We start from the raw sequence: 20,569 nt of genomic DNA, 5'->3' as shown, positions 1-20,569 counted from the left end.
GGGTAACCATTGGACTATATGATGCAATCCCGTTAGGATAGGGGGAGAAAGTCGAAAGTCTAAAAAAAAGAGAATGTCAGGGGGATTGAACCTCGGAGACACGAAGGTGGCGAAGATAATTGCGCAGTGATGAGAATAATGGATTTATTCGGGAACATCTACAGGGAGGCATGTGTCTGATAAGATAATACCAAAATAAGGAGGTCTTATGGGTGGCAGTGCAAATTTAGACGGAGATGTGGGGCTGCAAATTGCTCCGATGGTGGATGTGGTTTTTGTCCTTCTGCTCTTTTTTATGGCTTCGGCCAATCTCCAACAAAAGGAACAGGAACTGGGAGTGAGTCTGCCCCGAATCCCAAAAAACGGCGCTGCTCAAGATACAACCGTTTCTCTTCCCATTAACTTAGATATCGATGAAAATGGAGTGGTCTTTTGGAATAATCTCCCCCTTCAAAATAAGGAGGAGGATATGAGTGAACTTCGCAGCAGATTAAATGAAATCATGTCCCGTTATGGCCCGGGACAGACAGTGGTGATCACCCCATCACCCATGACCCAGCACGGAGTCATCGCCAAAGTCCTGAGCACCTGCACCGCTGCCGGAGTAAAAAACCTCTGTTTCGGTGGCTAATTAATGGGCGATATCCGAAGGGCAAGGATCGTAGTGAGGATGTTTCACCTGGGGAGTGCGTATACCACCGGTCATATACATGCCGGGAGCACCCTCAAACTCGTATTTGATCACGGGGCAAACCGGGTCAGGTGTTATTGCGGGGAGCCCCGTAATAACGACTTTACCTTCGTTTTGGATGAAGGAAAGTTTTTCGCCGGTATTCAAGAGGGTGACATTTTTGATCTTACCGCAGACCCCGCAGAGGGTGAGCTCGTGGGCGACCCAACGGCGGACAAAAAAATACATCGAGTTGCCTTTGGCGCTGAAGGAACCGTGATGGTTAAATTCCGAACCGGGCCGTGCATTTTGCTCCATGAGATCATAGGAGAAAAAGTCCGTGTCATAGATGGCTTCACCCACGTTCTTGAGCCAAGAGCCGACTTCACGGAGGGCTTTGACGGTGGGGGTGGGCAATGAACCGTCTGGTTTCGGGCCGACGTTAAAGAGCAAATTGCCCTTTTGGGAGGCACATTTAATGAGCATGTCTGCAATATCGCGAGGTGACTTCCAGTCTTCATCCCCGGCATGAAAGCCCCAGCTGTTATTGTGAGTGATGCAGGCTTCCCAAGGCCGCCATGGGGTAGGTGCACTGACATGGCCCTCGGGGGTGCCCATGTCGCCGGGGAGACCGTTGCGTCCGTTAAAAATGATCTGAGGCTGGATTGCGCTGATCATTTCATTCATTTTTTGGGACTGCCATTCCTCGGCATTAAAAGGCCACCAACCATCATACCACATAATGTCGATGGGGTTAAAGAGAGTGACGAGTTCTTTCAGGCGGGCAAAAGTATGCTCGATAAAAAGCTCATAAGAAGCTTTGTCTTCGAGGGCTTCCACAGAGTCGGGTTTATCGTACCAGTTATTCAAGCTATGGTAGAGGCCGATCTTTAGTCCCTTCGCACGGCAGGCATCGACAAGCTCGCGGACCAGATCTCGGCCACAAGGGGATTTGACACTATTATAGTCCGTGAGTTTGGTATCGTAGAGCCTGAAGCCTTCGTGGTGCATGGTTGAGAGAATTACATATTTCATCCCAGCATCCACAGCAAGTTGGGCAATCTCTTCTGCATTAAAATTTTCTGCACGGAATTGACCGGCGAGTTTGGAATATTCCTCCGGCGCGATTTGCTCGCGGTTCATCACCCATTCACCCCGCTGGAGGAGAGTATACAGACCGTAGTGGATAAAAAGGCCGTAACGAGCTTTCACATACCATTCAAGACGGGAATCTAATGAAGATTGATCTGAAGACATGGGTATTTATGTAGTGAAAATCTGGGTGAACAACAAGAAATAGTTCTTTATCGATAGAGACTTCTTAAATGGGTTTTAGGGGAAAGATAATCTCTGGGGCGGAATCGGGATGGTAGGGATTTAGGAGGAAATTACCTGCACGTACTTTGTCCTCGTATTCATCCAGTAAACGGATTAACGGGGCAATCGGTAAATCCATGTAAACCGGACTGTAAGGAAGGAGGTTTTTCCGGGCCAGCGCAAATAATTTTGCGGCGGGTTCGAGCCTTTTACCATGCACATGGTGGGTGGGGTGTGTGAAATGGAGTTTAAGATGGACAAACCCCCCGGCAGCTTGGATTAAGCCTTTATAGTAATGATAGGCCGGATGGTTTTTCTGCTGAAGCCAGAGTTCTTCAAGGACATCATGGGCTTCATAATAGAGCTGTTGATTGAAACATTTAAAAAAACCGGTGTAATGGGGGTCGTGTAACCCATTACAGTCTTTTATGAGGTTTGCGATTTTTGGGCTTTTTTTACTCATATCTTCTGCCATTACTATTATAGAGGGAGGCAACAAGTGCAATTTGATTTATCACATTTATTGATTTTAGTGGGTTTAACGGCCAGTGTCGCGATCGGTGTCTTTATGGCATTGGTCGAGGCCTCATTATTGTCATTAAAGCCAAATCAAATAGCCCAGTTAAGCCAGAAAAACCCGCGTTTGGGGCAACCCTTGGTCGTTTTATTGGAAAAGCCCCAGCGTTTGATCAGTATCATCGTGATGGGGACGACATTCGCTTATTTTTCCGGAACCCTCTGTGGATGGGTTCTTTTGAGGGAAATCTGGCCGCACATACCCAAGTGGTGGGTAATCATCCTGATATCAATAGTGATGATTGTATTCATGGAGATCATCCCGAAAACGATTGCATTACAGCAACCCCTCTATATTTCGCGGAGAATCGCTTCGCCCACGCGGCGTTTGCTCGTTATTCTCCGTCCGGTGAGGCGTTTATTAGAGACGATCACCTTTATCCTGCGCCGTTTTTTGATTCCGAACAAAAAGAAATCCACGGAGATCCTCTCCCAGAATGAATTTGAGACGATGATTGAGGAAGGGAAATCCGAGGGGCTCATCAAAGAAAGTGAGAGCCTGATGATCCATGGGATCGTGAGGCTGGGGGACAAAATGGTCAAGGATCTCATGACCCCCATGGTGGATGTTTCCGGGTTTAGTGACGATTTCCAGGAAGAGAAAATCCTGTTGACCCTGCGTAAAATCAAACACCGTTGTGTCCCGGTGTATGACGAGAGTCCCGACTCTGTCATCGGGATGCTCAATACGCGTAAATTCCTCGCAGACCGTGATCATGATTTGGTTTCCTGCCTCGAACCACCGATTTTTATTCCTGAAACGATGAAGGCCCTTTCGTTGCTAAAACAATTCATCACTCACCACCAGCGTGTGGCTATTGTCGTGGATGAGTTTGGGAGTAACTCCGGACTGATCACAGAGGGTGATATCCATGAGGAAATATTTGGTGGTGTGGAGCCTGATTTTGACCGTAGGGAGTGGTTGATTGAAAAAATCGCCGATGGCCGGTATTTGGCCGACGGCACCGCCCGGCTGGATGAGATTCTGGATGAGACTTCCTTTGACTTGGATGAGGAAGGCATCGATACGGTCGGAGGCCTCTTACAGGTGCATTTTGAAAATAATGTGAAGGTCGGTGATGTACTCGACAAAAATGGAGTCAAGATCACGGCACTAAAAGTCGCCCGTAACCGGGTGCTCCGCGCTATGTTAGAAAGTGGCACTACCCCGGATCAGGAGGATGAGTATGGGGCTTGATCTTCTTGTTTATTGCGGACTCTGCTGGTTAATGACATTCCTCTGTACGGGGATGGAAACGGGGATTATGTCCTTGGACCGCTTACGGCTCCGTGACCGTGTCCGGCGTAAGCAGGCTGCGGCTTTGATTTTAAATGGCATTATCGAGCATCCAGAGAAACAACTCTCGGTGATTTTTATGCTCAATACGCTGATGCAGGTAGGCGCGGCATTATTCTTTGCCGAGTGGATATTCCAGAGGAATATGGAGATGGGGTGGATATTCGTGAGTTTGGGCCTGTACGTATGTTTATTCATTGTCCTCGTAAAAATGCTGCCAAAAAGTATTTTCCGGGATTACGCTCTGCAAGGCAGTCTCTGGCTCGCGCGTCCCATGCTTTGGATTACCTATGCCTTGTATCCGTTTGTCTGGTTGATCAAAATCCTTACAGGCCTGGTCATGCGCTTTTTCCATGAGGAACAACCCAAACGATCCCTTTTTGTCGCCCGCGACGAGATCCGGCTGATGGCAAGGGATAATGTCTCGGTCTCGGATATCAGCCCTGAGGAAAAACGGATGATCGGGGGGGTGTTTGATTTCCAAAATGTGAAAGCCAGTGAGGTAATGATCCCGATCGCATCCACCGTGACGACTAACCCCTTTATTACCCCGACAGAATTTGTCAACCGTTCGATCCACCATAATATCTCCCGCCTGCCTGTGGTGGGGGATGACGGTGAAATTATCGGCATCGTCTCGATTTACGATATCCTTTACGATCCCTATGGGAGCCACCATAAATCATTAAAAGATTACATTCATCGACCTCTTTTTGTGGAGGAACACGAGAGTGCTGACAGCGTCCTCCAGAAACTGGGCCGTTCCCGCCAACCGATGGCTTTTGTCCGTAACACAACAGGAAAGACTGTTGGAATCGTGACTTTTGGGAACCTCTCATTCCGGATTCTGGGTAAAGTTTGTGGTTAATACACATCGTTAGGCGAGTTTTTTTCATAAAATGGTTTTGGTTTGTCAGGGATTTCAGATAGGTTCACCGTTATATGCGTTTGTTATTCATAGGTGATATTGTCGGGGAGCCCGGGCGTTTAACGGTCAAATCTCTTTTGCCGGGTTTGATCAAAAAACACTCGATTGATTTTGTCGTGGCCAATGGGGAGAATAGTGCCAATAAGGGTGGGGGTATGGAAATGCCCAAGCTTAAGGAAATGTTGGCAGCGGGGGTGGATTGTTTTACCAGTGGAGACCATGTCTGGGATCAGCGGGATATTATTCCTTTCCTCGACTCGGAAAAAAATGTCCTCCGGCCCCATAATTATCCCGCAGGAGTCAATGGTAAAGGGGTGACAATCCTCGAAAAAGGGGGAAGAACCCTCGGGGTGATGAATTTACAAGGGCGTACTTTTATGTCACAGGCCATTGAAAACCCTTTTGTGATCGGCAGGAGTGAGGCCATGAAGATGCGCTTGGAGACTAAATGCATCTTTGTTGATATTCACGCCGAGACCACTTCAGAAAAAATTGCCTTGGGCCGTTATCTCGACGGTTTGGTCTCCGCCGTGGTGGGCACCCATACACATGTACAGACCGCCGACGAGCAGATTTTCCCTAATGGCACGGCATTCCTCTGTGATGTCGGGATGACCGGGCCTCATAATGGAAGCCTCGGGCGCGAGGTGGAGCCAGTCATTAAAAGGTTTGTCACGAATATGCCCCAGCGTTTTCCCGTGGCCGCCGGTGATCTGAAGCTTCATGGGGTATTGATTGATATCGAGGATCAAAGCGGGAAAGCCACGTGTATTGAACGGATATCGGTCCCACACCAAGAACCAAAATCCGATGTCGCCGACGCATTTGCCAAAACTTTTCAACTTTGACCATAGGAACCCCTCCGATCATGTCCGTGAATAAAGCCCTCTCTGTGGCCGAGCTTACACGCCAGATCAAGGCTTTGTTGGAAAAACAACTCGGCGACGTCTGGGTGGAAGGGGAGATATCAAATTTCAAATCCCAGACTTCCGGACACCTCTACTTTACCCTAAAGGACGCCTCCGCGCAAATTGCTGCGGTGATGTTCCGCGGCGCAGCATCGAAGCTCTCCTTCCGCCCGAAAGACGGGATGCAAGTACGTTTGCATGGGGAACTCAGCGTTTATGAGGTGAGGGGTCAATACCAGTTGATTGTGCGCAGGCTCGAGGAGTCGGGCATTGGAGCATTACAACAGAGATTCGAGGAGCTTAAACGTAAACTCCAGGCCGAAGGGTTTTTTGCACACGAAAGAAAACGTCCGATCCCTTCTTTTCCCCAGACCATAGGTCTAGTGACCTCGCCGACGGGCGCGGTTTTGCAGGATTTTATTCATGTCACCCGCCGTCGTTATCCGGGGCAACATATTATCGTGAATCCAGTCAAGGTCCAAGGTGTGGGGGCGGCTGAAGAGATAGCGGCGGCGGTGGAAGAGTTTAACAGGCTCGGCAATGTCGATATCATCATCATCGCCCGGGGTGGGGGCAGCCTGGAAGACCTTTGGGCTTTTAACGAGGAGATTGTGGCCCGGGCTGTCGCGGCATCTGCGATTCCTACTGTTTCGGCTGTGGGGCATGAGGTGGATTTTACCATCTGCGATTTTGTATCGGACTTGCGCGCCCCGACTCCTAGTGCGGCGGCGGAAATGGTCGTCCCAAATGCTGCTGAATTATTTGTGAGTATCGGCCATCTGCGGGCACGCCTTGACCGTGAGGTCGCGAGTTTATGGGGAGTCTTTAAACTACGGGTCAAAGCCTTGCGCGAACATAATGTTTTCCGGGAACCTTCCCGGATCATTGGCCTTTATCAACAACAAGTCGATGATCATATGAATACACTGGAGGCCCGCGTGCAGGATGACGTCCGGGACCGACTGGACCACGTGCGCAATTTGCATGAACGGTTACAAGTCCAGAGTCCTGCGGCCCGCATCGGCAAATTGCGTGCACGCCTGTCACTGGCCACAGATCTCCTGCCACGCCATGCCCGGAGCAAATTGCTCGCCGGCCAATCGAAATGGGCCGTCCTCCAAGAAAAAATCAAATTGCTCAGTCCTCTGAATGCCCTTTCCCGTGGTTATGCCCTCGTGAAAGATGCTGACGGCAAATTGCTGCGTTCCGTCAAACAAATTGCTCCGGGCCAAAAGGTCAGAACCCAACTTGCCGATGGGGAATTCGACAGCATCGTGGAGTCTTGATCTGTTTTTGCGGGGCCTGTATTCCCCCCCCCCCGCCGTCTGAAGGGGGCAAGGTCAGAAAAAAAAGAGTTTTATCCACAGATATATGTAGTCTTCAGGAAGACAAACGCAGAAGGTTTTAACCACAGATTAACGTAGATTAACGTAGATTTTATAGGGAATGTGTTCGCCCATGCCAAATCGGGTAGAATGAGGTAAGAAAGTTAACCGTAGAGCAATTTGCCCTGACAAAAATTGTCATATCGGGGGAGTTTGGTCTGGTAAAAGTGCCCAGCGTTGTTCCACCATGAATGCAAAGAACCTCGGATACTCTCTCATCCTCCTTTCTCTTAAAAGTGAGTCCATATCATCGTTATCATCTTCTCCGAAAAAGAGCAGGTGGTCGAACGACTCATATCAGTCGCACGTGGTAGGACTCAAGAGAACTGCTAGCCCTCTAGCGGTTTCAAATTTTGGTAAATTGACCAAAATCACCAATGATCAAGCCTTCGAATGACAGATTTTCATCAAGCTCTGGCCCGTGTAGGCCGTATGGTGAGACTTCAATATGATTTAAGTTAAGCAGCAGTGCCAGACCTGAGTCTGGGATTCTTAGCGACCGGGAATTTGATCTCGACACCAGTCTCCATTGAGACGAATACATAACCATCGGCATAATACGCATCCATTCGGTTACTTGGTAAGATGTTCATTGCTGTAAAAGAAAAACTTGAAGCCGTCTTTCTCAAAGATTAATGGCATAAATTACGACTAGTTAATGCGCCTTGCCTATTCAACTCCATTTTTTCGAAGAAAATCACGCCTTGGGAGATTGGGCGGGTACGAGTGCAGGATTTAAAGGGGAAAAAAGGAGGAGCGGGGGTGAAACGACAATAGGTAATTGACCAATACCCATAAATATGGGAATATGGGTGATCATGAAAACGACAATTGAAATGCCTGACACCCTTTTCCGAAAAATAAAATCGGTTTCTGCATCCAAGGGTATGAGTCTCAAGGATTTTATTACGGACGCGTTAAAAGCAAAGTTAGCTGTGGATGTGGCGAGAGGTGACGATGATCTTTTTTTGATAGGGTTTGGAGCATTCAGTTCAACAAATCAAATGAGGAATGAAACGAAGGTAATCCAGAAGAAAATCGATGCGGAGTTTTCCCTGATTGATCCACAGGAGTGGAAATGATTTTTGATACAAATGCATTATCAGATTATGCTGACGGGTCAGCCTCCCTCAAAGAGGTGATTAAATTTTCAAAAGGGTTTTATTTACCCGTCATTGTTTTAGGAGAATACCGTTATGGGGTGCTGGATTCACGGGAAAAAGAAGCGAGGTTGAGCTGGTTAAAGCAGGTTACCGGGTTTTTTGGGGTGATCGATGTATCAGGGCAGACGAGTATTTTTTATGCAGAAATCAGGCTTGAACTCAAAAGTGCGGGAACGCCAATTCCCGAAAATGACATTTGGATTGCAGCTCTCTCGCGTCAGTTCGACATGCCCTTATTAACCAAGGATAAACACTTTGGATATGTCCAAAGGTTACGCGTCATATCTTGGTAGGAAAAAAAAGACACTTACCTGATCTGGCCGTTGCCGCGGATGACGTATTTGTAGGTGTTGAGTTCCTCTAAACCCATCGGGCCTCGGGCGTGGAGTTTATCCGTGCTGATACCGATTTCGGCACCGAGCCCAAATTCCCCGCCGTCGGTAAAACGGGTGGAGGCATTCAAATATACAGCGGCAGAGTTCACTTCATTGAGGAATCGTTCCGCATGGGCAGTGTCATTTGTCAGGATAGCATCGGAGTGGCCCGAACCGTATTCGGCAATGTGGTCAATGGCACTGTCGAGGTCATCGACAACACGGATCGAGAGGATGTAATCCAGGTATTCAGTACTCCAGTCCTCCCGGGTGGCGGTTATTGCTGTAGGAATCAAAGCACGGGTGGCCTCGTCGCCGCGCATCTCGACATGACGCGTGAGGTATTCAGCCCCGACTTTCGGGAGGAATGCGGCTGCTACATTCTTGTGGACAAGCAGGGTTTCCATCGCATTACAGACCCCGGGGCGTTGGCACTTCGCATTCACCGCGATTTGCACAGCCTCTTCGAGGTCGGCGGATTCATCGACGTAAATATGGCAGACACCGTGGGCGTGTTTGATGATCGGCACACGGGAATTGTCCAAGATCATTTCGATGAGTTGATGGCCGCCACGAGGGACGATGACATCGAGGTATTGATCCATTTGGACAAGGTGTTTGATGGCCTCGCGGTCGGTGATCGGAATGACTTGCATGGCGTTTTCGGGTAGGCCCGCGGCTTTTCCGCCTTCCATGAGGGCTTTGGCAATGGCGAGGTTAGAATTTAGCGCTTCCTTGCCCCCGCGTAGGATGCAGGCGTTTCCGGCTTTGATACAAAGGGTGGCTGCGTCCGAAGTGACATTTGGGCGTGACTCATAAATGATCCCGACGACACCGATAGGGACACTGACTTTTTGGATGACTAGGCCATTTGGACGTGTCTTGCTCGAGAGCACACGCCCGGCGGGATCGTCGAGGATGACCAGGGTACGAATGGCATTGGCCATATCATTGACACGTTTCTCATCGAGCATCAGGCGGTCGAGCATGGCCGCGGACAGGCCGGAGGTTTCCGCTTCCTTCATATCGATCGCATTAGCGGCGATAATCAGGGATGAATATTTCTCTAAGGTATCGGCCATGGCAGATAGACAGGCGTTTTTGGATTGAGTATCCAGTTTAGCCATGGCACGGGAGGCCTGGCGGGCTTTGCGCCCGATTTCGAGAATGGTTTCTTTGATGTCCATGGTTATTTATTTGTCAGGAATTTTGTGCCGGTGGGTTTACCCTGTGCTAATTGCTCGAGGATTCCGCGTTTGCGCCCGTTGGCGATAACGACCTGTACTCCATTGTCCACTGCAAATTGCGCGGCGTCAATTTTTGAAATCATCCCCCCGACGCTGGTCTCACTCTGGGTGCCGCAGGCGAGGGAACGGATCTCCGGGGTGATTTTCTCGACGACATTAATCAGGATGCCCGTTTTTTCGAGGCTGGTGAGTAATCCGTCAGCGGAGGTCAGGATAATCAAGAGATCGGCTTTAACCATTTCCGCGACATTGGCGGAGAGCCGGTCATTATCGCCAAATTTAATCTCCTCGACGGCGACCGTGTCATTTTCATTAATGATCGGGATGATTTTATGGTGGGAAAGACTCAGGAGCGTATTTTGGGCATTGTTGTAACGGGTACGGCTATCAATATCCGGATGGGTCAGCAGGACTTGGGCGACATGGAGCCCGTGGGATTTAAATGCATTTTGGTAAATCGACATCAGCTTGACTTGGCCAATGGCGGCACAGGCCTGTTTCTCCGCAAGGACTGTCGGGCGTTTGGTCATGCCCAGGACTGACATACCCCCGCAAATTGCGCTGGAAGAGACGATGATCGGGTCGATCTGATATTTTTGTGCTAGCCGGGCAAATTGCCCCACCAGATTTTTTATCTGAGGGAGATCATGTTGTTGTTTGGCATTCGTTAAAATCCCTGTCCCGAGCTTGATAACCCACTTTTGTCTTTTGATACTCTTACCCATAAGCTCCGAACACTATCAAAAGCCGTCTCCCCTGACAAGAAGGGGAAATGGGGGGCGTTTAAGAAAAGAGGATATTCAAGGGGGTCATTGGTTTGGAGGGATGAATCCCGAAATCGTCGCTTGTTTATCCCCGGGGAATGCCTTTACCATCCGGGGATATTTAAATGGCGGATTCATGAAAATACACAGGACCATTTTGCTTCTTCTCATCACGGCCTCCCAGGCTGTGGTGCCCCTTTTTGCTGCGGATAAACTCATCATCCTGACTTCGCACTGGGAGGGATACCGCACGGAGACTGAACGGGCATTCCAGAGGTGGTACCGGGAAAACTTTAGGGAAGATGTGGTGGTGGATTGGCGTGATGTGGGCGGGAGCAGTGACATGCTGAAATTCGTCCAGTCAGAATACCAACAAACTCCGGCAGGGATCGGGATCGATATTTTTTTCGGGGGTGGGGTGGATCCTTATTTCCGGCTGAAGGATTCTGGTTTTCTGGAATCGTATCAGCCCCCTGAAAATGTCATCGGGCCGATTCCTAAGGAAATCAACGGTCTGCCGGTTTACGACCCCGATTACCAATGGTTTGGCACGGCCATCTCGGGGTTTGGCATTTTATCGAATAAGAGGGTGGTCAAAATAATGAAACTCCCCGATGTAAAAACTTGGGAGGACCTGACTGATCCGGCCCTCTTTTCGTGGGTGGCATCCGGGGATCCCCGGGCCAGCGGGAGTGCCGCTTCCCTTTATGAGATTATCTTACAGGCCTACGGTTGGGATAAAGGCTGGAGTACAATCATCCGGATGGCGGGGAATATCCGGGCTTTTAATAAGAATGCCAGTATGGCGGCCAAGGAAGTGACCTTTGGAGATGCGGCGTATTGCCTCGCCATCGACGTTTACGGCCTCAATCAGGTCAGTTCCGCCGGGCCTGAGAATATCGGGTTTATCTATCCTGTGGGACTCACCATTATTAATCCCGATGCCATGGCGATCCTCAAAGGGGCCCCGGATCAAAAAGTCGCCCGGCGTTTTGTCGATTTCATGCTTTCCTCCACGGCGCAAAGCTTGTGGGTGCTGCCGAAAGGTTCTCCCGGAGGCCCTGTCAAATTCGACATTCCCCGCATGAGCATTTTGCCCGGATTATACCATTTATACCCGAAAAATACCGGGTTCATTAATCCATTCACCGCCCCGACACAACTGCGGTATAACTCCAAGCTGGCGACCAGCCGCCGGGACGTGGTGCAAGGCCTCATCGGGGCGACGATTATCGACCTGCACTCCGAAGTCGTTCCTACATGGAAAAGGATCAATGATCCGGCTTTGTCCCCGGCAAAAAGGCGGGCACTCATAGATGAATTTGTCCGGCCCCCCTTAAGCAGCGAGGAAGTAGGGGAAATCGCGCAGGAAGACTGGAAAGATCCGGCTAAACGGAATCAACTCCTGCAAAAGTGGCAGAATGATGCTGTAAAAAAATATAGGAGCTTGCTCAAAGAATGAAACTCACCTTGGAAAACGTCTATAAAGCATTTGGCCAGACCCCGGTGGTGAAAGGTGTCAACCTGACAATCCAGCAAGGGGAGATTTTTTTCCTACTTGGTCCTTCGGGATGCGGAAAAACGACTATCCTGCGGATGGTGGCAGGTTTCGATAATCCCGACAGCGGCGAAATCCTTTTTAATGACCGGAAAGTCAATGATGTCCCGGCACACAAGCGTAATACGGCGATGGTTTTCCAGAGTTACGCGTTATTCCCGCACATGAGTGTCTTTGATAATGTGGCTTATGGTCTCAGGCTGCGCAAAATCAAGCCGGCCCTGATCCGGCAAAAAGTCGGTATCGCCCTGGAAATGGTCAGGATGAATCACCTTCCTGAGCGTATGCCGAACCAACTCTCGGGTGGACAACAACAACGCGTCGCACTCGCCCGGTCTGTCGTCATCGACCCGGACATCCTCCTGCTGGATGAACCCCTCTCGAATCTTGATGCCCTTTTGCGGGTGGAGCTGCGTGGGGAAATCCGGCGCATTTTGCGTGAGACAGCCAAGACCGCCTTGTACGTCACCCATGACCAGGAGGAAGCCATCAGTCTGGCTGACAGGATCGGGGTGATGGAGGGTGGGGTACTCCTCCAAGTCGATCATCCCCGTGTGATTTACCGTAGCCCGAAACATAAATTTGTCGCGGAGTTCATGGGTGAAATCAACTGGCTGGAGGGGGTGATCCGCGATGAACCCGTCGGTGGGGTCGCGCGCGTGGAAACGGCGGAAGGGATATTTGAAGCAAATACCGCGGCCCATTGCCCGGCCCAAAGGCAAGTCTGGCTGGGAATCAGGCCAGAGAACCTGAGCCTCACGCGTAAAGCCGCAAATTGTTTGCATGCAGAAGTCATTGATTCAAATTTCCTTGGTGGTTATGAGGAAATCCGTGTACGCCTCAAGTCAGGAGCCACTTGGAAAATGAAATCCCCGGAAATAGCAAATGCACCAAAACCTGGAGCATTTGTCCCGCTTTATGCCATGGGCGAAGACACGATCCTTGTCGAAAGGAAACCATGAAACGTCTCACCGGGAACCTGACTATAGGGAGCGGAACAATCCTGTTTATCATTGTATCATTCCTGGCGGTTTTTCTGATTTATCCCTTGTTTTATGTTTTTAAGGAAGCCTTTTGGATGGAGGGGAATTTCACGATCCGTTATTTTACCGGGTTATTTTCTAGCCCGTACCAGATTGGTTGTATCATTAATACCTTTAAAGTCTCCCTCGCAGTGACAGGCCTGACGATCCTGATCGCTCTACCCCTCGCACACATTTTTACCCGGTATGATTTCCCGGGGAAATCCATTTATAGCATGTTCCTGCTTGTGCCCTTGATCCTCCCGCCATTCGTCGGGGCCATCGGGTTAAAACAAGTTTTCTCGCGGTTTGGCTCGCTTAATTTGCTCTTGGACGAGGCCGGGCTTGTCCCTCTGACCCATTCTATCGACTGGCTTGGCGGTAGCGGGTTCTGGGGAGTCGTCATCATGCAGGTGCTCCATCTGTACCCGATCCTTTACCTGAACGTCGCTGCGGTCATGGCTAATCTTGACCCGTCTTTGCGTGAGGCCGCTGAAAACCTGGGGTCGGATGCAAAAACGGTTTTTCTGAAAATCACGATGCCGCTGGTGATGCCCGGGATTTTTGCCGGGGCGACAATCGTTTTTATCTCAGCATTCACAGACCTCGGCACCCCCCTGATTTTTAATTACCGCCAGATGATCCCCGTGCAGATATTTGATAAAATATCGGATGCGGCGGTGGATCCCTCAGGTTATGCCTTGATCGTCTTTGTGCTGATCCTGACATCCTGCCTTTTTGTTGTTTCGAAAAAACTTTTTGGTGGTCAGGGGAATGCCACCTTGGCCAAGGGCCATGTGCATTTCACGGAAAGCCGGGTGAGTGGGGTCAAAGCCTTTGGATTATACGCATTCATTACCGGGATCATCGTCATTTCGATCATGCCGCACTTGATCGTGGTGGTTTTTTCCCTTTCGGATAAATGGTTTTTTACCATTTTGCCATCTGAATGGACTGGGCAACATTATCGGGATATCTTTACCATGCCCTTGACCGTGGGGAGTATCAAAAACAGCCTTCTTTACTCGGCATTAAGCGCCTTTGTGGATTTAATCCTCGGGGTGACGATCGCGTGGCTGGTGACACGTAAACAATTTGCGGGGCGTGACTGGCTGGATGCCTTGGCGATGTTGCCGCTCGCCCTGCCGGGGCTGGTGCTGGCGTTTGGTTATGTCATGAGCTTTAATGTCAAGATCGCCTGGCTGAACCCCCGGGATAACCCGCTCCTGCTGCTGGTCGTGGCCTACTCCATCCGACGGTTGCCTTTTATCGTCCGTTCGGCCGTGGCGGGATTCCAGCAAACTAGTGTCACCCTCGAAGAAGCCTCTCAAAATCTCGGGGCTGGAGTGATCACTACCTTGCGTAAAATCACGATTCCTCTGGTCTTTGCAAATTTGATTGCCGGCACGATCCTGACCTTTTCATTTGCCATGCTGGAGGTCGGTGACAGCCTGATCCTGGCCATGACGGGGGATTCTTATCCGATCACCAAAGCCATTTACACGCTCATGGGCCGGATCAATGTCGAGGCCCCGGCGATTGCCAGTGCCATGGGTGTCGTCGGAATGTTGATCCTTGGCTTCTGCCTTTTCATCGCCACACGGATCCTCGGCAAAAAGATGGGTGAAATGTTCCGGATGTAGAGGGGTATCTTAAAAAAGTATTTTTAAGTGATGCGGATGGCTCGAAGTATTTCCAGTTTTAAAAATTCAACACTCTGATTCATGAAAGGATAAAATAGAGTGAAACAAAAATACTCCTTTGAAGTCCTTCTACCGAACACTATATTTGATGCTAAAAGTCGGGAATACCGTAAATTGTTGATCAGAGGGGTATATCCGACTAAATCTAACCACATCAAACTGTTTCAAACTTTCAGACTTGTCTCGATATCAGGTTTTCCCTGAGTGCCATTCGGGCTCAGACCCGAGATTAAATCATACCCGCTCTGATTTTAAATTCTTCAGATAGCAAGTATTTTATTTACATGAAATCGTACCGGGCACAGGATAGTGGAATATATAGCGTGGATGGGTTTACGTTGGTTGAAGTGCTCATTTCATTGATCATCTTCATGGTAGCATTTGCAGGCCTTTACACAGTTTCAAGCCGTGCCATGTTGATGCTGGATAGTTCCCGTCAGACAGCTCGGGCCACGGATATTACCCTTGCCAATATCGAGTATCTCAGGACCCGTGCGTGGGATCAGATTATTTATTATACAAATACATCATCCGGACAAGCTATTGCCGTCTCTTCAAATATGATTAATTCACAGACGGCTCCAACGAAGGTTTGTAGTTATATCGAGTTACATCCCACAGATCCGATGAATATATTTTTAACAGCCCCTGAGGGGAAACGTCCTTCCCGTGAATTGATCATGCAGTTTTACCCCAGTGGCCAGACGGTGACTCCTGCAGGGGCGGGTACAAACAACATCATCAAAGTCACGGTAGTAACGGCATGGCAGAATATGAGTGGAAAAAACTTGAGCAATACCATGACGACTTTGATTACCAAAGGGGGATTATCAGCCCATTACCTCGGTCTAAAGTCAAATGACGTGGATTTTTTAAATCAATTAACAGCTCAATAAACGTATGAGTATTTTTAGACATAAGAGAGAAAATAAAGGAAAAGGATATTCCGTAAAAGGGTTTACCCTGATAGAGATCATGATATCCATGGCAGTGAGTGCCGCTTTTATCGCCATGGCTACCCTTACCTACGCAAATTTCTATAAGGTGTATTATTTGCAGATGGGATATATGGGGATTCATGACGATGCAAGGAAAACGATTGCATTGGTGGATAGGGATGTAAGGAAAGCTACTGCGATTACCAATATCGGCGGGTTTGTATATCCATCATCAGCAAGCAGTACTTTTTATACAAACTTTCTGGGTCTTTACATCGAACCATCAAGTGATGGTACGCGTGCTGCTGAATATGTGATTTACAGGACAACGAATGTGACTGTGACGGGATATTCTTCGCCCGTCGGTGTTATTTACCGTGATTCCTATACAAACCTATCTACCGCACGTGTATATACAAAACAAATCACCCGTTATCCCACGGATCTACAGTTCTCCTTCTTCAAGAGTCCGGGCCAATCGGCGATGACGTCATTAAGTGCAGATACGGCCGAGGTCAGGACCTACCTGTTAATTTCCAACCAAGTGCTGAAAACCGTTTCAACCGACAGAATACAAGTGAGAAGTAAAATGCGCAACAAAGATGCATGGTAATAATTAATGGGAGTCAATATTATGAAAAATAAAAATTCAAATAATGGATCAACAATCTTGGTGGTACTCAGCATGGTTTTTGTATTGACCGTGCTTGCGGCGAGTATCCTCCAGATTACTTCACAAACCATGTTGTCGGGTTACCGATTTGTACCTTTTACCCAAGCAATGTACACCGCCGAGGCTGGAGCTGATTATGCTTGGAGTGAAATCAACAGGGTCACGATGTTGGCAACGACAAATACTGATCCTTTCAGTGGGACAAGTGCATCGAACTGGACAAAAACCGTGACGGGTACAGGGACTGTATGGACGCTGAACTCCACAGCGATGAGTTCACTCTTCGCAGGAAATGAGGGGGCATCCCTCTATAGCGTCGTCGTCACCACTCCAAAGACGGCCGCCCCTTATACGGGTACATACACCATTGAATCGACGGGATATGTCAATGCCGCTCCCAAGCTGGGACAGAGTGAGGTCTCCCGTAAGGTAAAGCTATATGTGGAGCCTGATGTCTCCCCGGTCGTCAGTCTGGTGGGATTATTTGGAAAGATAGGAGTGGTTCAGAACGGGGGATCAGGGGTACTGACATCCTATAATTCAGGTAGCGGCGTATTAGCGAATGGAAATACCGGCGCATATCGTTTCTGGGGCGATATGGGGAGCTTGGCCTCTGTTACGAATGCTGTCACCGCGGGGAACTTGACGATTTATGGATCGATCCAGACTGGCCCTGGTGGGACAGTCGGGACTAATGCAAATTTCACAATGGTTGATGGTGGAGGACGTGACAATAGCGTCACTGATACCTTGGTCACGACCGTACCGGATGTTTCGTTACCCGCAGGGTTTGCGAGCTTTCAAACATTGATTGCAGATGGTGCCACCGTTGGAGCCACTGGAGGAACAAATTATTATGTTATGAGCGCGAGCCAGCTTTCAAATCTGATTATTACCGGCTCTGGAGTGGTCATGATACACTTAACCAAGGGAATCAAGATCAGTGGCGGTGACGATATTGAAATAAATCCTTCTTACACCATTGTGACGAATTCTGTCACGACAACGTACACAACAAATTCATTTAAAGTCAAAGGCAAGACATTTACATCCTTCACGACAAACACAATCGTTGTGGGTGGTACAAATTATAATAATCTTGTGGCGGAATTCTATGCTGCAGATGAAATGAGTCTGGGGGGGAATGGCTTAGTGAATAACAATGGAAGGCCAAAAAATGCACTATTTTACGGATTACCGAGCTGTACCAGTGTGAATATCGCTGGTGGCCCCAAATTTTTTGGGGTGGTTTATGCGCCCTCAGCTGACATGACGATCAGTGGAACAACTGATTTTTATGGTTCGGCAGTGGCCTATAAGCTCACGCTCAATGGGGGGAACTTTGTAGCTATCGATGAATCCCTCTTTGGTGACCCGAATGCACTGAGTACTCCTGCCAAATACAAACTGACAAAATGGGAAGAGAATTATTAGTTTTTCTCTTGGTTGCTGATTTTCCAATGGATAGCGAACTGGAGTAATTCATTAGAATTTGCAATACCCATCTTGTGCATGATATGCGAACGGTGGGTTTCGATTGTCTTGTGGCTCAAGGAGAGGTTAAAGGCGATTTCCTTGACGCTTTTGCCTTCGCTGATCATTTGGAGGACTTCGAGCTCACGGTCGGTCAGGGAGTCTATCGGACTCAATGAAATATCTTGTTTTTTCCCATAGGTCCTGGAGAAGAGGCGGTTCATCATTTTCTGGCTCAGGTAAATCTGGTTTATGGAGATCGCCCTGAGGGCATTAACGATATCTACGCTTGCCTGTTCCTTCATGATATAACCTTTCGCCCCAGCCTTCAGGGCGCGTTCTGCATAAAAGTCTTCCGAATGCATGGAAAGGACCAGGATGCGGGCTTCAGGGTCGTATTCACGGAGAGATTTTACCAGGTCTAGGCCTGAGGAGTCCTTGAGGGTGACATCGACAATAGAGATATCAGGTTTATGTTCCTGGTAAAGGGAGACGGCCTCGGTTGTGTTATCTGTCTGGGCGACAACTTGGAAATCGCCCTCACTCTCAATGAGGAGTTTTAACCCATTCCTGAAAATGGGATGGTCATCAATAATCATTATCTTATTCATAATTTTTCTTTAGGATGGGTATTATTAAAATGACAAATGAGAGTAGTACCAGCCTCTTTACTAGAAATAATTTCTATTTGTCCTCCGAGAATCGCTGCCCGGTATTGAATGGTTCTCATCCCGAGACTCGGGTGAGTCAGACTTTCCGGACTCATTCCCTTGCCTTTATCCGAGATACTGAGTGTGACATCGTCATTTTCCTCCATATCGAAGGATACGCAAATTTCCTTGGATTGGGAGTGTTTCAGGGAGTTATTAACGGCTTCTTGGATGATCCGGTAAAGGTGGATTTCATTGGCGCGATCATATATTTCCAGGTTATCAGGCCAGTAAAAAAAAAGATAAATTCCTGTTTGATTCTCCAAGGATACTAAAAGGTCTTTTAATGCTGCTTGGAGACCGTTTTTCTCGAGGCTAACAGGGGCCAGGCCACGGGCAATAGCTCGTGTAGAAGAGATGGATTTATTCAGATATGAGACAAGACTTTCAAGGTCGTCGGCTTCTGGTAGGGATTTCCGGCGGAGTTTATTTTCCAGTACTTTAGCCGTTAATGCAGCTGCTGTTAACTCTTGGCCCAGACCATCATGCAAGTCATGACCGATCCTTTGTCTTTCTTCATTACTGATATTCAGAATTCTTTCCTCGAGTTCCCGTCTGTGGGTGATATCCCGGGCGATCAGGCATAAATAATTCTTTTGATTTGCGTTAAATGAGGCTGCCGAAACATCCACGGGAATGCGGTCCCCTGATTTTGTACGGTGGATTTTCTCCCCCTTAAAGTGCGTTGTGTCAGGGCACACTCCTTTTAATGATCCATGTATATCAGTAAGATCATGAAGAGTGATACGATGAGTTTCATCCCTGACATAACCGTATAGATCCAAGGCGGCTTGGTTGATATCAATAACAGATAAGTCTTTGCTGTCAAAAAGAATGATGGCATCAGTTTCAGTCGAGAAAATCATCCGGTATTTTTCTTCACTTTCACGGATTTGCTTGGCGGAACGTTTTTGTTCCTTTTCAGTAGCGATTCCTCGGAAAAGAAGTGTCCCGCTATAAGCACCCAGGAGTATTCCGGCCCCGAAACCGTAGTAGGATATGACCATTGATCTTTCGAGTATGGTAAAGGTATCTGCAAGGGGTATGATGTGAAAGGGAAGTGAAATCTTTTGCTCAAATAATGCGTATATCCAAATGGGGAGGGACATACACATGATTCCTAAGACGAAAAAAAACATGAGAAGTTTTTTAGAAGGTGTGTGCATTAAGGACTTGAGCGTCATCCTTGAATGAGAATAGACGATATTCGATAAATTACAGCAATAAAAACAATAAGGTTTTTCCTGATGATATTATCCGGCTATAAATAAGAATATTTCTCGTGATTAATATTCTTTTATGTTATGTTTAAAAGGGTATAGACCCCCGTTTATAAAAGTATTATGATCAACAGGCACCATGGAATCAATCATCAAACAGAATGTGATCATTCTGTTGAGGGGATTTCTCTGGTCGAGGTAGTATTAGCCGTTTGCCTCGTGACCGTATTTTGTGCCAGTGCATTAACGGCTCTTCTAATGAGCCAAGTCTATTCTTCCCTCTCTATATTTAATAGCCAGGCAAACCGGATTAACCGGAATATCGCAGAGACGGTTCTGAGTACGAACTATGAGCGGGTCGTCACGACGGTTTATACAAATTATGATTTTAGCCTGATGGTAAAAACCAGTGATCCTGAGTTCCAAGGCCAATCAAATGTGACGGGCTCCAAAACATTCCGTACACGTCAGACAGGCGGTGAATGGATGACGAATATTGCAGCAGCTGTGGCCTTTGAGACTGTGGTCAATGTAAAAGATTTAGGAGCCTATCGTGAGGCGGACATACATACATATTGGTTTTATCATGGACGCTACATGACCAATAGCTTGGCGGTAGCCAGGGCGGATGACCGATGAGTCG

The 20,569-nt window shown here is 48.2% G+C and carries 20 protein-coding genes; 14 read left to right on the top strand and 6 right to left on the bottom strand.

Annotated elements, in window-relative coordinates; translation table 11 throughout:
* The first annotated feature begins 208 nt into the window (after nucleotides 1–208).
* Nucleotides 209–631 carry a biopolymer transporter ExbD gene (locus SGI98_02530; GenBank protein ID MDZ4742280.1) on the top strand — a complete coding sequence of 141 codons (423 nt, stop codon included), beginning with the start codon at nucleotides 209–211 and terminating at the stop codon, nucleotides 629–631.
* Here the strand turns inward: SGI98_02530 and SGI98_02525 are convergent, their stop codons facing one another.
* Both SGI98_02525 and SGI98_02520 read right to left on the bottom strand, forming a co-directional pair.
* The gene (locus SGI98_02525) at nucleotides 632–1,927 is read right to left on the bottom strand and encodes an alpha-L-fucosidase (GenBank protein ID MDZ4742279.1); all 1,296 of its coding nucleotides are present in this window, start codon (nucleotides 1,925–1,927) and stop codon (nucleotides 632–634) included. It lies immediately after the preceding gene.
* 64 nt (nucleotides 1,928–1,991) lie between these two features.
* A complete protein-coding gene (locus SGI98_02520; protein ID MDZ4742278.1) occupies nucleotides 1,992–2,450 on the bottom strand; it encodes a DUF309 domain-containing protein in 459 nt (152 codons plus the stop codon).
* 36 nt (nucleotides 2,451–2,486) lie between these two features.
* Here SGI98_02520 and SGI98_02515 point away from each other — a divergent pair, with 36 nt between their 5' ends.
* The 6 genes from SGI98_02515 (at nucleotide 2,487) to SGI98_02490 (ending at nucleotide 8,537) form a co-directional block, all read left to right on the top strand.
* Nucleotides 2,487–3,761, top strand: coding sequence for a hemolysin family protein (locus SGI98_02515; protein MDZ4742277.1), 1,275 nt, complete (start codon nucleotides 2,487–2,489; stop codon nucleotides 3,759–3,761).
* Nucleotides 3,751–4,728, top strand: a complete 978-nt coding sequence (locus SGI98_02510; protein MDZ4742276.1) for a CNNM domain-containing protein — start codon at nucleotides 3,751–3,753, stop codon at nucleotides 4,726–4,728. Before SGI98_02515 ends, SGI98_02510 begins: the two co-directional genes overlap by 11 nt.
* 74 nt (nucleotides 4,729–4,802) lie before the next feature.
* Nucleotides 4,803–5,636 (top strand): TIGR00282 family metallophosphoesterase, encoded by an 834-nt coding sequence (locus tag SGI98_02505; protein MDZ4742275.1) that lies wholly within the window; start codon nucleotides 4,803–4,805, stop codon nucleotides 5,634–5,636.
* Between the two features lie 20 nt (nucleotides 5,637–5,656).
* On the top strand, nucleotides 5,657–6,982 hold the full coding sequence (gene xseA, locus SGI98_02500) for an exodeoxyribonuclease VII large subunit (protein ID MDZ4742274.1): 1,326 nt from the start codon (nucleotides 5,657–5,659) through the stop codon (nucleotides 6,980–6,982).
* Between the two features lie 917 nt (nucleotides 6,983–7,899).
* Nucleotides 7,900–8,163, top strand: coding sequence for a hypothetical protein (locus tag SGI98_02495; protein MDZ4742273.1), 264 nt, complete (start codon nucleotides 7,900–7,902; stop codon nucleotides 8,161–8,163).
* Nucleotides 8,160–8,537: a type II toxin-antitoxin system VapC family toxin gene (locus SGI98_02490; GenBank protein ID MDZ4742272.1), complete on the top strand. Its 378-nt coding sequence runs from the start codon at nucleotides 8,160–8,162 to the stop codon at nucleotides 8,535–8,537. The genes SGI98_02495 and SGI98_02490 overlap by 4 nt, the downstream gene beginning before the upstream one ends.
* Nucleotides 8,538–8,551: 14 nt before the next feature.
* Here SGI98_02490 and SGI98_02485 read toward each other — a convergent pair whose 3' ends face one another.
* On the bottom strand, nucleotides 8,552–9,805 hold the full coding sequence (locus SGI98_02485; GenBank protein MDZ4742271.1) for a glutamate-5-semialdehyde dehydrogenase: 1,254 nt from the start codon (nucleotides 9,803–9,805) through the stop codon (nucleotides 8,552–8,554).
* A gap of 2 nt (nucleotides 9,806–9,807) precedes the next feature.
* Entirely contained in the window at nucleotides 9,808–10,590 is a 783-nt protein-coding gene (gene proB, locus SGI98_02480) for a glutamate 5-kinase (protein MDZ4742270.1), read from the bottom strand.
* Between the two features lie 100 nt (nucleotides 10,591–10,690).
* Here proB and SGI98_02475 point away from each other — a divergent pair, with 100 nt between their 5' ends.
* The 6 genes from SGI98_02475 to SGI98_02450 all read left to right on the top strand — a co-directional run bounded on the left by SGI98_02475 (nucleotide 10,691) and on the right by SGI98_02450 (nucleotide 17,957).
* Nucleotides 10,691–12,091, top strand: a complete 1,401-nt coding sequence (locus SGI98_02475) for an extracellular solute-binding protein (GenBank protein ID MDZ4742269.1) — start codon at nucleotides 10,691–10,693, stop codon at nucleotides 12,089–12,091.
* Nucleotides 12,088–13,149: an ABC transporter ATP-binding protein gene (locus SGI98_02470; protein MDZ4742268.1), complete on the top strand. Its 1,062-nt coding sequence runs from the start codon at nucleotides 12,088–12,090 to the stop codon at nucleotides 13,147–13,149. Before SGI98_02475 ends, SGI98_02470 begins: the two co-directional genes overlap by 4 nt.
* A complete protein-coding gene (locus tag SGI98_02465; protein MDZ4742267.1) occupies nucleotides 13,146–14,852 on the top strand; it encodes an iron ABC transporter permease in 1,707 nt (568 codons plus the stop codon). Before SGI98_02470 ends, SGI98_02465 begins: the two co-directional genes overlap by 4 nt.
* 344 nt (nucleotides 14,853–15,196) lie before the next feature.
* Entirely contained in the window at nucleotides 15,197–15,808 is a 612-nt protein-coding gene (locus SGI98_02460; protein MDZ4742266.1) for a prepilin-type N-terminal cleavage/methylation domain-containing protein, read from the top strand.
* A gap of 4 nt (nucleotides 15,809–15,812) precedes the next feature.
* Nucleotides 15,813–16,463: a prepilin-type N-terminal cleavage/methylation domain-containing protein gene (locus tag SGI98_02455; protein MDZ4742265.1), complete on the top strand. Its 651-nt coding sequence runs from the start codon at nucleotides 15,813–15,815 to the stop codon at nucleotides 16,461–16,463.
* Between the two features lie 21 nt (nucleotides 16,464–16,484).
* Complete coding sequence (locus SGI98_02450) at nucleotides 16,485–17,957, top strand: hypothetical protein (GenBank protein ID MDZ4742264.1); 1,473 nt, start codon at nucleotides 16,485–16,487, stop codon at nucleotides 17,955–17,957.
* Here the strand turns inward: SGI98_02450 and SGI98_02445 are convergent.
* Together SGI98_02445 and SGI98_02440 are read right to left on the bottom strand one after the other, a co-directional pair.
* Nucleotides 17,954–18,607 carry a response regulator transcription factor gene (locus SGI98_02445; GenBank protein ID MDZ4742263.1) on the bottom strand — a complete coding sequence of 218 codons (654 nt, stop codon included), beginning with the start codon at nucleotides 18,605–18,607 and terminating at the stop codon, nucleotides 17,954–17,956. The genes SGI98_02450 and SGI98_02445 overlap by 4 nt on opposite strands.
* The gene (locus SGI98_02440) at nucleotides 18,604–19,815 is read right to left on the bottom strand and encodes a PAS domain-containing sensor histidine kinase (GenBank protein MDZ4742262.1); all 1,212 of its coding nucleotides are present in this window, start codon (nucleotides 19,813–19,815) and stop codon (nucleotides 18,604–18,606) included. Before SGI98_02440 ends, SGI98_02445 begins: the two co-directional genes overlap by 4 nt.
* 234 nt (nucleotides 19,816–20,049) lie before the next feature.
* Here SGI98_02440 and SGI98_02435 point away from each other — a divergent pair, with 234 nt between their 5' ends.
* Complete coding sequence (locus SGI98_02435) at nucleotides 20,050–20,565, top strand: hypothetical protein (GenBank protein ID MDZ4742261.1); 516 nt, start codon at nucleotides 20,050–20,052, stop codon at nucleotides 20,563–20,565.
* Nucleotides 20,566–20,569: the final 4 nt, after the last annotated feature.

It is taken from the genome of Verrucomicrobiota bacterium (assembly GCA_034440155.1).
Classification (GTDB): Bacteria; Verrucomicrobiota; Verrucomicrobiia; order JAWXBN01; family JAWXBN01; genus JAWXBN01.
This window is presented reverse-complemented; position numbering and strand designations above follow the sequence as displayed.